Annotated in this window: 11 protein-coding genes, 1 tRNA gene and 1 pseudogene; all 13 read left to right on the plus strand. The window is 54.3% G+C overall.

All coding sequences use genetic code 11. From position 1 onward, the window contains the following. Positions 1 to 16: 16 nt before the first annotated feature. Positions 17 to 1,369, plus strand: coding sequence for a cation:dicarboxylase symporter family transporter (locus AB1I67_RS13380; RefSeq protein WP_367030363.1), 1,353 nt, complete (start codon positions 17 to 19; stop codon positions 1,367 to 1,369). Further along, positions 1,366 to 2,706, plus strand: a complete 1,341-nt coding sequence (locus AB1I67_RS13385) for a CoA-disulfide reductase (RefSeq protein WP_367030364.1) — start codon at positions 1,366 to 1,368, stop codon at positions 2,704 to 2,706. The genes AB1I67_RS13380 and AB1I67_RS13385 overlap by 4 nt, the downstream gene beginning before the upstream one ends. 33 nt (positions 2,707 to 2,739) lie before the next feature. Continuing rightward, entirely contained in the window at positions 2,740 to 4,314 is a 1,575-nt protein-coding gene (locus tag AB1I67_RS13390; protein ID WP_367030365.1) for an AbgT family transporter, read from the plus strand. Positions 4,315 to 4,338: 24 nt separating this feature from the next. Beyond that, positions 4,339 to 5,394: a Xaa-Pro peptidase family protein gene (locus AB1I67_RS13395; RefSeq protein ID WP_367030366.1), complete on the plus strand. Its 1,056-nt coding sequence runs from the start codon at positions 4,339 to 4,341 to the stop codon at positions 5,392 to 5,394. A gap of 190 nt (positions 5,395 to 5,584) precedes the next feature. Beyond that, a tRNA-Leu gene (locus tag AB1I67_RS13400) sits at positions 5,585 to 5,668 on the plus strand. Between the two features lie 171 nt (positions 5,669 to 5,839). Continuing rightward, entirely contained in the window at positions 5,840 to 6,583 is a 744-nt protein-coding gene (locus AB1I67_RS13405; protein ID WP_367030367.1) for an ATP-binding cassette domain-containing protein, read from the plus strand. Beyond that, positions 6,583 to 7,500, plus strand: coding sequence for a SufD family Fe-S cluster assembly protein (locus AB1I67_RS13410; RefSeq protein ID WP_367032619.1), 918 nt, complete (start codon positions 6,583 to 6,585; stop codon positions 7,498 to 7,500). Before AB1I67_RS13405 ends, AB1I67_RS13410 begins: the two co-directional genes overlap by 1 nt. A 219-nt stretch (positions 7,501 to 7,719) precedes the next feature. Then, positions 7,720 to 8,726, plus strand: a pseudogene (locus AB1I67_RS13415) (deoxyguanosinetriphosphate triphosphohydrolase). 26 nt (positions 8,727 to 8,752) lie between these two features. Beyond that, positions 8,753 to 10,528 carry a DNA primase gene (gene dnaG, locus AB1I67_RS13420; protein ID WP_367030368.1) on the plus strand — a complete coding sequence of 592 codons (1,776 nt, stop codon included), beginning with the start codon at positions 8,753 to 8,755 and terminating at the stop codon, positions 10,526 to 10,528. Positions 10,529 to 10,557: 29 nt separating this feature from the next. After that, entirely contained in the window at positions 10,558 to 11,676 is a 1,119-nt protein-coding gene (rpoD, locus tag AB1I67_RS13425; RefSeq protein ID WP_367030369.1) for an RNA polymerase sigma factor RpoD, read from the plus strand. Between the two features lie 61 nt (positions 11,677 to 11,737). Continuing rightward, the gene (locus tag AB1I67_RS13430; RefSeq protein WP_367030370.1) at positions 11,738 to 12,451 is read left to right on the plus strand and encodes a class I SAM-dependent methyltransferase; all 714 of its coding nucleotides are present in this window, start codon (positions 11,738 to 11,740) and stop codon (positions 12,449 to 12,451) included. Next, entirely contained in the window at positions 12,417 to 13,217 is an 801-nt protein-coding gene (locus AB1I67_RS13435) for a Nif3-like dinuclear metal center hexameric protein (protein ID WP_367030371.1), read from the plus strand. The genes AB1I67_RS13430 and AB1I67_RS13435 overlap by 35 nt, the downstream gene beginning before the upstream one ends. A gap of 39 nt (positions 13,218 to 13,256) precedes the next feature. Beyond that, on the plus strand, positions 13,257 to 14,912 hold the full coding sequence (locus AB1I67_RS13440; RefSeq protein WP_367030372.1) for a nucleoside kinase: 1,656 nt from the start codon (positions 13,257 to 13,259) through the stop codon (positions 14,910 to 14,912). Positions 14,913 to 14,916: the final 4 nt, after the last annotated feature.

A 14,916-nucleotide genomic window follows, 5' to 3' on the forward strand; every position in this document is an offset into this window, starting at 1 on the left:
CAGAAAGGAACATGAAATGAAAGCACTGGAGTTTTTAGGAGTATCACATTGGGGGAGCCTGGCGGGCGTGGTCGTATTCTTTGCCATGTTGTTTGGGATCAGCCGGCTGCCCAAGAAAAAGTATAGTTTTGCGGTGCGGGTGCTGATGGGAAGCGGTGCGGGGACCGTATACGGCCTGGCTGCGTGGGCGCTTTCGGGAGGCATTGCGGGGCGTGGGCAGACGACGGCCCCGTTTGCGGCGGACCTGGGCCGGTGGTTTAGCCTGATCGGGAACGGGTATGTTTCTCTGTTCCAGTTTTTGATCACCCCGGTTATCGCGGTAGCGGCGGTCCGGCTTGTGATCAATACGCCATCCGCCAGGGAGATCACCCCGCTGATCCGCTGGAAAAAATGGGTCAACACCCTGATGCTGGCAGCCAGCGCCCTGATCGCTGCTGTCCTGGGACTGTATTTTAAGGTTGGGGCAGCCCCAGGGGCGGACGGGCAGATCTTTGCCTGGGATGTAGAAGCGGGGCGGCAGGTGACCGACGCGGTATCCCGCCTGATCCCGTCCGGATTGGGCCTGGATCTTTTGACCGGCAATGTGGCAGGGATCTTTGTATTTGCGATTTTTGTTGGGATTGCAGCCCGGAGGATGTCCGGTAAATATATGGATACCGTCAAACCGTTTTTGGATCTGGTAAATGCGGGATTTTCCGTGGCTACCAGCGTGTGCAAGGCGGTTATCGCCTACAAGCCCATGGGGGCGGCCGCGGTTATGGCTTCCCTTACTGCGGTTTACGGACCGGCTTCCCTCTGGATGCTTTTCAAGCTGCTGCTGGTGCTCTGTCTGGCGGCGTTTGTAATGTTTGTGTTACAGCTGATACTGTGTGCGCTGTCCGGCGTAGGGCCGGCTGCATTTATCCGTGCAGGAAAAGCCGCCATGAAGAAGGCTCTTGTGACCCGTTCCGGGTCTGCCTGTCTTCCGGAGGCACAGCAGGCGCTGGCAGAAGGGCTGGGGCTTCAAAAGGAGATCACCGATGAGGTGAGCGCCTATGCCATTTCCTCCGGTATGCAGGGCTGCGGGGCACTGTTCCCGGCCATGGCCGCTGTATTTGCCGCAGGCATTTGCGGGATCACCATGACACCTGAGCTGGTCTTTTTGCTGGTCGTGGTCATCACGCTCTGCTCCTACGGTATTACGGATGTGCCGGGAACGGCCACCATGGCGGAATTTGCCGCGGTGCTGGGATCAGGCATGGGCGGCGCGGCTGCGGGACTTGGACCGATGATCGCGATCGATCCCATCGGCGACGTGCCCAGAACCCTGATCAATGTGACTGGCTGTATCACAAACGCAATTATAGTAGAAAGAAGGGTGAGAACGTGAAAACAGTTATCATCGGCGGAGTTGCCGCCGGAATGTCGGCAGCATCCAAGCTGAAACGGCTTTTGAAGGACGACGTGGAGATCGTGGTATACGAGAAGGGCGGCGAGGTTTCTTATGGCGCCTGCGGAATCCCATTTTATATCTCCGACCATATCAAGCAGGGAAAGGAGCTGATCGCCAGGACCGCGGAGGAATTCTCCCAGAGCGGGATCCCGGTTAAGACCTATCATGAGGTGACAGCCGTGGATACGGATGAAAAGACCGTCACCGTGAAAAACCTTCACACCGGCGAAGTATTTACCGATACGTATGATAAGCTGGTGATCGGAAGCGGCGCGGGGGTACGCCATTTCCCGCCATTTGACAAGGCCTATGACAATCTCTTTGAGATCCGCGATGTGGCGGATGGGACCAGGGTGAAAAAGGCCCTGTTCGATGAAAGCCAGAAGAATGTGGTGATCGTGGGCGCCGGATTTATCGGGCTGGAAGTGTCGGAGGCATGTAAGCATTACGGGAAGAATGTGACGGTCGTGGAGCTGGCGGACCATATTCTGGCTTCCTTTGACGAGGAGGTCAGCGAGGCGCTCAAGGCGGAGCTGGAGAAAAACGGCGTGACCGTTTTGACAGGCACCGCGGTAAAGAGCCTGGCTGCTGAGAATGGACGCATTACGAGAGCTATAGTGGAGAGCGGCGGCATGACCAGAGAACTGCCTGTAGATATTCTGATCAACAGCGCCGGGATCGCGCCGGCTACCGCATTTATCACCAATGTAAAGAAGGCGAAAAACGGAGCGATCTATGTAAATGAGCGGATGGAGACCAGTGTTGCGGATGTCTATGCAGCCGGGGACTGCAGCATTATGCGGTCCGCCATCACGGGGGAGTATACCTATGCTCCTCTCGGGACCAACGCCAACAAGCAGGGCCGTATCATCGGGGACATCCTGGGAGGAGCTGAGCCAAAGCCGTTCAAGCTGATCGGAAGCTCCGCGCTGCGCCTGTTTGGGATGGATGCCGCCAAGGTCGGACTTTCCGAAAAGGAAGCCAGGGCCAACGGCCTGGATTACAAGGCCCATATGATCACGGGCAACAGCTATGCCTCCTATTATGGAGGGGAGAAGCTGAATATCAAGCTGATCTATGATGCGAAGACCCGCAGGATCCTGGGGGCTGAGACCTATGGACAGGGGATCGTAGTGCCGAGGGCCAACTATTATGCCATTGCCATCTATGCCGGCCTGACGGTGGATGAGATGGGATTTATGGATCTGTGTTACTCACCGCCATTTTCCGGCGTGTGGGATGCAGCGCTGATCGCGTCCAATACTGCCAGATAGGCAGAGGGAAATATACATTAAAGGAGAAAGGGTATGAAAAATACGAATCAGACCAAAAAACGCAACTGGATCCTCCGGTTCCTGGATAAGATCGAGGTTGCAGGCAACAAGCTTCCGACACCGCTGACGATTTTCTTTTATCTGGCAGTGTTTGTAGTCGTGCTCTCCGGGATCGGCAAGGCCATGGGGTGGAGCGCCGTAGGAGAGATGTACAATTCCGGCAAGGGAACTGTGGAGGAGACGACCATAACCGTTGTCAGCCTGTTCAGCGTGAAGGGGTTACAGTACATGCTGACTTCCGCAGTCACCAATTTCACCAATTATGCGCCTCTGGGCTTCACCATCGTGATCATGCTCGGCATCGGCGTGGCGGAAAGCTCCGGTTATTTAAACGGGTTGATCCGCAAGGTAGTGAAGATCACACCTGCACAGCTTGTCACGCCTATGGTAGTATTCATCGGCGTCATGACCAACGTGGCGGAGAATGCGGGCTATGTTGTGTTCATTCCGCTGGCAGCCATGATCTTTAAGGCCTACAAGAAGCATCCGCTGGCTGGTATCGCGGCGGGATTTGCCGGTGTATCCGGCGGCTTCTCTGCAAACCTGCTGATCGGTTCTGCGGACGCCACACTGTCCGGATTTTCCACCGCGGCAGCTCAGACGCTGGATCCTGCATATAATGTTACTCCGCTGTCCAACTGGTTTTTCATGATCGCTTCCACGATTCTGATCACCATAGTAGGCACCATCATTACGGAAAAGATCGTGATTCCGCGTCTTGGGCCGTATAAAGAGAACGGGGACGGGACCCTGGAGGAAGTGTCCAGCCAGATTACTTCCAAAGAAGAATATGCGCTTAAGATCGCCAACTGGGTATTTGTGGGCATTGCACTGTTTTACGTGATCTGCTGTATTCCGCAGAACTCCTTTATGAGAAATCCGGAGACCGGCAGCCTGATCGACGGCTCTACCCTGATGAACGCGATCATTCCGCTGTTTACCCTGCTGTTCTTTATTCCGTCCTTTGTATACGGAAAGCTCTGCGGCACCTTTAAGTCTGATAAGGATGTGGTGGCTTCCTTTAACAAGTCGATCGCGTCGATATCCGGCTTTGTTGCCATGGCGTTTGTGGCGGCGCAGTTTACAAACTATTTTAGCTATACCAATATTGGCCGTATCCTGTCCTTCAAGGGGGCGGATCTGTTGAAGAACCTGAATGTGAACTCTGTGGTCCTGATGATGTGCTTTATCCTGGTGGCTGGATTCGTGAACCTGTTTATGGCTTCCGCTTCCGCTAAATACGCGATCTTTGCGCCGGTATTCGTGCCGATGTTTATGAAGCTTGGCCTTTCTCCGGAGCTGACCCAGGTGGCATACCGGATCGGCGACAGCACCACCAATATCATTGCCCCGGTCATTGCCTGGATCCCGTATATCCTGACCATCATGAAGAAGTACGACAAGGACAGCGGCTGGGGAACCCTGGTGTCCTCCATGCTTCCATATTCCATGGCATTTTTGCTCAGCTGGTCCCTGATGCTGGCGCTGTGGATGGTGCTGAATCTTCCGCTGGGACCGGGAGCACCTGTATTCTATATGCTGGGATAATACCGACGGAGAGGGGGATTTACCATGTTTGAGGAGAGAGTTGCCCGAGTACTTAAAAATATGGAGGAAAAGGGGCTGGAGCAGATGCTGATCAGCGACCCGCCGTCCATCTTTTATCTGACCGGCAGATGGATTTTGCCAAATGAGCGTCTGCTGGCGCTGTATCTAAACCGGAACGGCAGCCACAGGCTGTTTGTCAACAAGCTGTTCACGGTGGACGGGGATATTGGCGTGGAGAAGGTCTGGTTTTCTGATACAGATCCGGGGTGCCAGATCATTGCGGGCTGTACGGACCATGAAAAACCGTTGGGTATCGACAAAAAGATGGCTGCCAGGTTCCTTTTGGAGCTGATGGAGCTTGGAGCCGGAAGTTCCTATAAAAATGCTTCTGAATGTGTAGATAAAGCCCGCAGGATCAAGGATGAGGACGAGAAGGAGAAGATGATCCTGGCTTCCCGGCTGAATGACGAGGCGATGCTTCAGTTCCGCAGCCTGATCCGGGAGGGTGTGACGGAGCTTCAGGTGGCTGCCGGAATGAACGCTATCTACAAGGAGCTTGGCCCGCTGGTAAGCTTTGGAGCCAATGCGGCGGTCGGCCATCACAAGCCGGACAACACCGTGCTAAAAGAAGGGGACTGTGTACTGTTTGACGTGGGATGTAAGAAAAACAGCTATTGCTCCGACATGACCAGGACCTTCTTTTTTAAGAACGTCAGTGAAAGGGCCAGAGAGGTGTACGAGATTGTAAAGAAAGCAAATCTTGCGGCACAGGCGGTCATGAAGCCTGGCATGAGGTTCTGCGAGATCGACAAGGTGGCCCGTGATATTATCACGGAAGCCGGTTACGGCCCGTACTTTACGCACAGGCTGGGACATTGCATCGGGATCGAGGTACACGATGCGGGGGATGTGTCCGCCGTCAATCAGGATGTGGTGGAAGAGGGGATGATCTTTTCCTGTGAGCCGGGGATCTATCTGCCGGGCGAACTGGGTGTGAGGATCGAGGATCTGATGCTGATCACCGCGGACGGCGCAGTCAGCCTGAATAAGGACTCCAAAGAACTGGAGATTATCAACTGAAATAGTATCTGATAAAAGCCGCCTCTGATTTAGGGGGCGGCTCTCATCTTCTTGATGGTACACTGCCTGAACGGTTACTTTGAATTGTATGAAAAATTTATATTTTTCCAGAAACAGTTGACAAATGGGAACAATTTAAGTATAATATTTCATGTTGGCTAGGCAGGAAATCCTGTCAGGCTGATGGTTCGCAGAAGTGGCGGAATTGGCAAACGCGCACGGTTCAGGTCCGTGTGGTAGCAATACCTTGTGGGTTCGACTCCCATCTTCTGCACGAGCAGGGCGAGGAACTTGGTTCCCCGCTCTTTTTGATATGTTGGGCTCCATTCTTTTGACAACCGGTATCTTATAAAATACAGGTAAATTACTGGTAAATCAGAGTGAAATGGTATATAATAGCAGATACGAGTCTTAAAACAGGTATTATATCATATTGGAGGACGTCATGCTGACATTAGAAAACGTGTCTTTTGAGGTACAGGCGGAAAAAGGACAGAAAGAGATCATCAGGAATATGAACCTGACGATAGACGACCACAAGTTTGTGGTGATCACCGGGCCAAACGGCGGCGGCAAATCGACCCTGGCGAAGCTGATCGCAGGCATTGAGAAGCCCACAGCAGGTAAGATTTATTTTGATGGGACAGATATCACAGAGAAAAATATAACGGAACGGGCCAACATGGGTATCAGCTTTGCATTCCAGCAGCCAGTGCGTTTTAAAGGCATCCAGGTGCTGGATCTGATCCGCCTGGCGGCGAAGAAGAGGCTGGCCCCGGTGGATGCATGTAAGTATCTGTCTGAGGTGGGGCTGTGCGCCAAGGATTATATCAACCGGGAGGTGAATGGAAGCCTTTCCGGAGGAGAATTAAAGCGGATCGAGATCGCCACGGTGCTGGCGCGGGAGACGAAGATGTCCGTGTTTGACGAGCCGGAGGCAGGGATCGACCTGTGGAGCTTCCAGAACTTAATCCAGGTGTTTGAGCGCATGAGGCAGAAGACGGATGGTTCGATCCTGATCATTTCCCATCAGGAGCGTATTTTAAATATCGCGGATGAGATCGTGGTGATCGCAGACGGAAGGATCACCAAGCAGGGGCCGAAGGACGAGGTGCTTCCGCAGCTTTTGGGGACCACATCTGCCGTAGATGCCTGTGAGAAGTTTTATCAGGGAGGTGCAGTAAAATGATGGACCAGATCCAGCAGAGAATACTTGAGGAGGTCGCAGATCTCCACACGGTACCGGAGGGAGCTTACAATATCCGCTCCAACGGACAGACCGCAGGAAGAAATACGACTGCGAATATAGACATTACATCCAAGACCGACGGAAGCGGGATCGATATCCGCATCCAGCCGGGCACAGTGCATGAGAGCGTGCACATTCCGGTGGTCTTGAGCGAGAGCGGATTAAAAGAGATGGTTTACAACGACTTTTATATCGGTGCGGATTCTGACGTGGTGATCGTGGCTGGCTGCGGCATCCACAACTGCGGCGACCAGGATTCTGAGCACGACGGCATCCACCGTTTTTATGTGGGTAAGAATGCCAAAGTGAAGTATGTGGAGAAGCATTACGGCGAGGGTGACGGCAATGGAAAGCGCATTTTGAATCCAGGCACCGAGGTGTACATGGAGGAGGGCAGCTCCATGGAGATGGAGATGGTCCAGATCAAAGGCGTGGATTCCACCGTGCGCACCACCACGGCAGAGCTGGCGGCAGGCGCCAAGCTGGTGGTGAGGGAGCGTCTTCTGACCCATGGAAGCCAGGAGGCAGTCAGCGATTATGCCGTGACCTTAAACGGGGATGACGCCAGCGCGGATGTGGTATCCCGCTCCGTAGCCAAGGACCAGTCCTTTCAGAAGTTCGACTCCAGGATCATCGGCAATGCCAGGTGCAACGGTCATACGGAGTGTGACGCCATTATCATGGGTGACGCCCGTATCCTGGCGATCCCTCAGCTGGAGGCCAACAACATCGACGCGGCCCTGATCCACGAAGCCGCCATCGGTAAGATCGCAGGGGAGCAGATCATCAAGCTGATGACCTTAGGCCTGACCGAGGAGGAAGCGGAGAACCAGATCGTCAACGGGTTTTTGAAATAGAAGAAAATACAAGAAAAGATACGCCAGACATTTTACCGGCAACCGGTGGATGCCCGGCGTTTTCCTTTCCGTAAACAAACGTGACCATTTATGCGCGTCTGAACTGTTACAGACTGGAGGAAGCAAAACCTTATAAAATAGCAAAAATAGTGTTAAAAATTCAGAAAATATGATATACTTATATCTAACTATGAGATTTTCCGGGAGGAGGCGGAGCGTATGAACATCAGGGAGACGAGAGAAGCGTGGGAAGCCAGGTATTTAAGCCCCTATGCTGCCATGAGCAGCCGTACGCTGGGACGTGATGTACCAGAGGAACCCTGTGATATCCGCCCGGAGTACCAGCGGGACAGGGACCGTATCCTGCACTGCAAGGCGTTCCGCCGTTTAAAGCACAAGACCCAGGTATTCCTGGCTCCGGAAGGCGACCATTACCGGACACGCTTAACCCATACCCTGGAGGTGTCACAGATTGCCAGGACCATTGCCCGGTCCCTGCGCCTCAATGAGGATTTAACGGAGGCGGTCGCCTTAGGGCATGATCTGGGACATACGCCGTTCGGCCATTCGGGAGAGCGGATCTTAAACGAGCTCTGCCCATCTGGATTTGCCCATTACAAGCAGAGCGTACGGGTGGTGGAGGTGCTTGAGAAGGACGGGAAGGGGTTAAATCTTACAAAGGAAGTGCGGGACGGGATCTTGAACCACCGCACCAGCGGGCATCCATCCACCTTAGAGGGCTGTGTGGTGCGCCTGTCGGACAAGATAGCCTACATAAACCATGATATCGATGACGCGATCCGTGCAAAGATCTTTTCAGAGGGGGAGATACCGGCAAAGTACACGGACGTGCTGGGGCACAGCGTGCGGGAGCGGCTCAATACGATGATCCACGATATCATCTACCAGAGCATGGACCAGCCGGAGATCCTTATGTCCCCGGGGATGGAAGAAGCGATGCAGGGCCTGCGTTCCTGGCTGTTTGAGCACGTATATAAGAACGAGATCCCCAAGGCGGAGGAGGGGCGGGCGCGCAGCTGATCGTGTCCCTGTACCGGTACTATATGGACCATGTGATCGAGCTTCCGCAGGAATATCTGTTTATGATGGTACAAAAGGGTGAGGAGAAGGAGCGGGTGGTCTGCGACTATATCGCAGGCATGAGTGACAGTTACGCCATCGACAAATTTGAGCAGTTGTTTGTGCCGAAGGCGTGGAAGGCATAGAGCAGGATGACAGAAAGGGGAACTTCATGTATTATCCGGAAGAAGTCGTAGAAGAAGTGCGAACAAGAAATGACATCGTGGATGTGATCTCGGGGTATGTGAAGCTGCAGAAAAAGGGCAGCAATTATTTTGGGCTGTGTCCGTTTCACAATGAGAAATCACCGTCCTTTTCCGTGTCCCCGCAGAAGCAGATGTATTACTGCTTCGGCTGCGGGGCGGGAGGCAATGTCATCACCTTTGTGATGGAATATGAGAACTATACTTTCCCGGAGGCGCTGAAGGTGCTGGCGGACCGGGCGGGGGTCAAGCTGCCGGAGGTGGAGTATTCCAAAGAGGAGCGGGCAAAAGCGGATAAACGTTCGACGCTTTTAGAGATCAACAAGCTGGCGGCGAACTATTTTTATTATCAGCTCCATAAACCCCAGGGAAAGACCGGATACGACTATTTTAAGAACCGGGGGCTGACGGATGACACGGTGCGCAGGTTCGGCCTTGGTTTTGCCAATAAGACAAGCAATGACTTATACCAGTATCTGCGGTCCAGGGGCTACGGGGACGATATCCTGAAGGATTCCGGCCTTGTGACCATGGAGGAGCGCGGGACCTACGACAAGTTCTGGAACCGTGTCATGTTCCCGATCCTGGATGTGAACAACCGGGTGATCGGGTTTGGCGGCAGGGTCATGGGGGACGGGACGCCCAAGTACTTAAACTCCCCGGAGACCATGATCTTTGACAAGAGCCGGAACTTATACGGACTCAATTATGCCCGGACCAGCCGGGAGAAATATATGCTGGCCTGTGAAGGCTATATGGATGTGATCGCCATGCACCAGGCGGGCTTCACCAATGCGGTGGCGTCCCTTGGAACCGCCTTTACGACCCAGCATGCGACTCTTTTAAAACGGTACACGGACACCGTCGTGCTGACCTATGACAGCGACGGGGCGGGGGTGAAAGCGGCGCTGCGCGCGATCCCGATCTTAAAAGAGGTGGGGATCTCCACAAAGGTGCTGAACTTAAAGCCTTACAAGGATCCGGACGAGTTTATGAAGAATCTGGGGGCGGATGCATTTAGGGAGCGGATCGCCCAGGCGCAGAACAGTTTTCTGTTTGAGATCGATGTGCTGAAGCGGGAATACCAGCTTGAGGACCCGGAGCAGAAGACGAAGTTTTACAATGCGACGGCCAGAAAGCTTCTGGAATTTACGGAGGCGCTGGAGCGGGACAACTATATCCATGCGGTAGCGCAGGCTCAGTTCATCCCTTATGAGGACTTGAGGCGGCTGGTCAACCGGCTGGGCAACCAGCTTGGCCCGGTACCAGTAAAGCAGCGGTCCGAGGAGCACGGGGAACCGCGGGAAATGAAAAAGAAAAAAGAGAAGGACGACGGTATCCGCCGTTCCCAGAGGCTTCTTTTGACCTGGCTGATCGAACGGCCGGAACTGTTTGAGAAGATTGAAGGGATCGTGGGACCGGACGATTTTAGGGAACCGCTGTATCACAAGGTGGCAGAGATGGTATTTGAAGGCTACCGGCAGGGCAGCGTAAATCCGGCGGGAATCCTGAATCATTTTATCAATGATGACGAACAATACAAAGAGGTGGCGGCTCTATTTAATGCCAACCTAAAAGAGTCTTTGAACAACGAGGAGCAGCAGAAGGCGTTTTCAGAGACCATATACCGGGTGAGAAAAAACAGCCTCGATGAGGCGAGCAGGAATGCGACAGATATTGGGGAGCTGCAGCGGATTATCAGAGAGCAGGCAGCGTTAAAGACGATCCAGATTACTATCGATTAGTGAATGGCACGGGGAAAGGGCGGATAGAGATGGAAGAACGCACTCAGACGTTTGATGAGAAACTGGTATTGCTGCTGGAGGAAGCGAAGAAGAAAAAGAATGTCCTGGAAAACCGGGAGATTCTTGACTTTTTCCGCGGGGAGATCTTAGACCCGGACAAACTGGACCGGATCTATGATTACCTGGACAACAATAACGTGGATGTACTGCGCGTCGGCGAGGACGATGAGATCGATCCGGATCTGTTCATCGAGGAAGAGCTGGACGAGGAGGAAGAGATCGATGTGGAGAAGATCGATCTGTCGGTGCCTGAGGGCGTCGGTGTGGAAGATCCGGTCCGCATGTATTTAAAGGAGATCGGCAAGATCCCGCTTTTGTCTACCGAGGATGAGATCGAGCTGGCAAAGAAGATGGAGCTGGGGGATGGGGAGGCCAAGAAGCGGCTGGCGGAGGCAAATCTCCGTCTGGTGGTCAGCATTGCCAAGCGCTATGTGGGCAGAGGAATGCAGTTCTTAGACCTGATCCAGGAGGGCAACTTGGGTCTTATCAAGGCGGTGGAGAAGTTTGATTACCGCAAGGGCTATAAGTTTTCCACTTACGCAACCTGGTGGATACGGCAGGCAATCACCCGGGCGATCGCTGACCAGGCGCGGACGATCCGTATCCCGGTCCATATGGTGGAGACTATCAACCGGCTGATCCGGACCTCCAGGCAGCTTGTGCAGGAGCTGGGGCGGGAGCCTACCACCGAGGAGATCGCGGCGCGCATGGACATTCCACCGGAACGGGTGCGTGAGATCCGCAAGATCTCCCAGGACCCGGTGTCTCTTGAGACGCCGATCGGCGAGGAGGAGGACAGCCATCTGGGAGATTTCATCCAGGACGACAATGTGGCTGTGCCTGCGGACCAGGCCACCTTTACTCTTCTGCATGAACAGCTGATGGAGACGCTGGAGACGCTGACCGAGAGGGAGCAGAAGGTGTTGAAGCTGCGGTTTGGGCTGGATGACGGCAGGCCGCGGACACTGGAGGAGGTCGGAAAAGAATTCCACGTGACCAGGGAGCGCATCCGGCAGATCGAGGCGAAGGCGCTGCGGAAGCTGCGCCATCCCAGCCGGAGCAGAAAGCTGAAGGATTATCTGGACTAAGGCGCAGGCCATAGCAGAGCAGTTAGATTATAGGGATTAAGGTAAGGAGTTTAGCATACGAATGAAGTTATCGAGACGACTGGAAACGATCGCTGCCATGGTGCCGTCATGCGGCTGCGTGGCAGATGTGGGGACAGACCACGGGTTTGTGCCGATCCGTCTGCTGGAGCTTTTAAAGGCGGAGCGGGCGATCGCCATGGATGTGCGCAGAGGGCCGTTAAAGCGCGCGGAGGAGCATATCAGCCAGTTTGGGCTGGGAGACCGGATTGAGACGCGGCTCTCCGACGGGCTTTTAGGGCTGGAGCCGGGCGAGGCGGACGTGGTTGTCATAGCCGGCATGGGGGGAGAGCTGATGCTGCGTATCCTGCGTGACGGAGAACATGTCCGGGATACGGTCGGCTGTTTTATCTTATCTCCCCAGTCTGAGTTATCCCTGTTCCGACATGGGCTGGAGGAGCTGGGCCTTGCCATTATGGAAGAGACCATGGTTGAGGAGGACGGCAAATATTACACGGTGATGGCTGTGAAGCCGGGGACCATGCACTATGAAGAAGAATACCGCTACCGGTACGGGGACTGTCTGATCCGGCAGGGTTCCGCCGTGCTTTCCGAGTTTTTAGATCGGGAGAAGACGCAGTACCAGGCCATTCTGGCGCAGCTTGCCGGGCAGTCCGGGGAGGGCGCAAAGGCCCGTTATCTGGAGCTTGAGAAAGAATTACATGAGATTGAGGAGGCTTGCCATGCAATGCAGGGAACTGATAGGACGGCTGGATGAGCTGGCACCGCGGGCGTATGCCTGCGAGTGGGACAATCCCGGTTTTCTTGCCGGAAGGGAAGAAAAAGAGATTAAAAAGATCCTGGTGGCGCTGGACGCCACGGACGAGGTGGTGGAACAGGCCATCCGGGAAGGCGCGGATATGCTCCTTACCCATCATCCGTTGATCTTTAAACCGTTAAAACAGGTAAATGACCAGAATTTTATCAGCCGGCGCATCGTAGAATTAATACAGGCGGATATCTGTTATTTTGCGATGCACACGAATTTCGATATCGCGCCGGGCTGTATGGCAGATCTGGCGGCTGAAAAGCTGGGCCTGATACCGGAGGAGCCGCTGGAGGTGACCGGAGAGGCAGACGGCGCAGCCATCGGAGTGGGGAAGATCGGCAGCCTAAAGGAGCCTGTGAGCGTGGAAGCTTTGGGACGGAGGGTGAAGGAGCTGTTCGGTCTTCCATTTGTGACGGTGTACGGCACAGAACAGGTGACCGGCCCGGTCAGCCGCGTGGCAGTCTCTCCCGGCGCGGGCGGCAGCATGATCCGGTATGGGATAGAGAAGAAGGCCCAGGTGCTTGTGACCGGGGATATCGGACATCACGACGGCATTGATGCGGCTGCAAACCATATGGCGGTGATCGATGCGGGGCACTACGGGCTGGAGCATATCTTTATACCGTTTATGGCGGACTATTTAAAACAGATGCTGCCGGGCGGGGTTGAGATTGTGACGGCGCTTCCGGCATTTCCGGCGAAGGTCATCTGCTGATAGGCAGGAAGGTTCAAATTCTGAGAACAGGAGGAATTTATGATTCGTTTGACAGTAGAAGGGGAAGTCAGGGAATACGAGGAGGGGACGCTCTTAAAGGATGTGGCGTCAGAGTTCCAGGAGAAGTTTCCCTATGACATCCTGCTTGCAACGGTGAACGGCAAGCTTCAGGAGCTGCACAAGAAGGTGAAAGAGGGGACGCAGGTGCATTTCCTCACGGCTAAGGACAAACCGGGGATGCAGACCTACAAGCGCAGTGCGATCCTGGTGATGCTGAAAGCGTTTTATGAGGTGATCGGAGCGGAGAATCTGACCAAGGTCTCCGTGGATTTCTCCATTGGGAACGGTCTGTTTGTGGAGCCGGTGGGCGAGTTTACGCTGAACCAGGATCTGGTGGACCGGATCAAGGCGCAGATGAACTCCTACGTGGAAGCCTGCATTCCGATCATGAAGCGCAATGTGAACACGGACGAGGCGGTGGAGCTGTTCCACAAGCACCGGATGTACGACAAGGAGCGGCTGTTCAAATACCGTCGGGTCTCCAGGGTGAACATCTACAGCATCGGCGGCTTTGAGGACTACTATTACGGCTACATGGTGCAGAATACCGGCTATATCAAATACTACGATCTGCTCCTGTATCATGACGGCATGATGCTGATGCTTCCCAAGGAAGCGGATCCGTCCCATGTACCGGAGTTTCAGCCCAGGGAAAAGCTTTATACGGTGCTTAAGGAGGCGGAGAGCTGGGGGCGGACGCTCCAGATCCCCAACGTAGGCGCCCTCAATGACCAGATCAGCCACGGCAGGATGAACGAGCTGATCCTGATCCAGGAAGCCCTGATGGAAAAGAAGATGGGCGATATCGCGGAGATGATCGCATCCATGACCGAGAAAAAGATCGTGATGATCGCCGGTCCGTCGTCCTCCGGGAAGACCACCTTTTCCCACCGGCTGTCCATCCAGCTTAGGGCCAAGGGGCTGGTGCCCCATCCGATCGCGGTGGACAATTACTTTGTGAACCGTGTGGACAGTCCGAGAGACGAGCACGGCAACTACAACTATGAGGTACTGGAATGCCTGGACGTAAAGCTGTTCAATGAAAACATGACGGATCTGCTTGCAGGAAAGACGGTTGAAATGCCCACCTACAATTTTGTCACCGGAGAACGGGAATACCGTGGGGATTTCCTGACCCTGGGTCGTGAAGATATCCTGGTCATCGAAGGCATCCACTGCCTGAATGAAAGGCTGTCCTACAGCCTTCCCAAGGAGAGCAAGTTCAAGATCTATATCAGTGCGCTGACTCAGTTAAACATCGACGAGCACAACCGCATTCCCACCACCGACGGCCGCCTGATCCGCCGTCTGGTCCGCGATTCCAGGACCCGCGGCGCCTCCGCCCAGGACACGATCCGTATGTGGCCGTCCGTGCGCAGAGGCGAGGAGGAAAACATCTTCCCCTACCAGGAAGAAGCCGACGTCATGTTCAACTCTGCACTGGTCTATGAGCTGGCAGTGCTTAAACAGTACGCCGAACCAATCCTCTTTGGCGTCCCCCGTGACAGCGCCGAGTATATAGAGGCCAAACGCCTGCTGAAATTCATGGATTATTTCCTGGGCGTCAGCAGCGAGGACATCCCCAAAAACTCCGTTTTACGTGAGTTCATCGGCGGAAGCTGTTTCAAAGTCTAAAATA

Origin of the sequence: Clostridium sp. AN503 (assembly GCF_040719375.1) — a bacterium.
GTDB lineage: Bacteria > Bacillota > Clostridia > Lachnospirales > Lachnospiraceae > Brotaphodocola.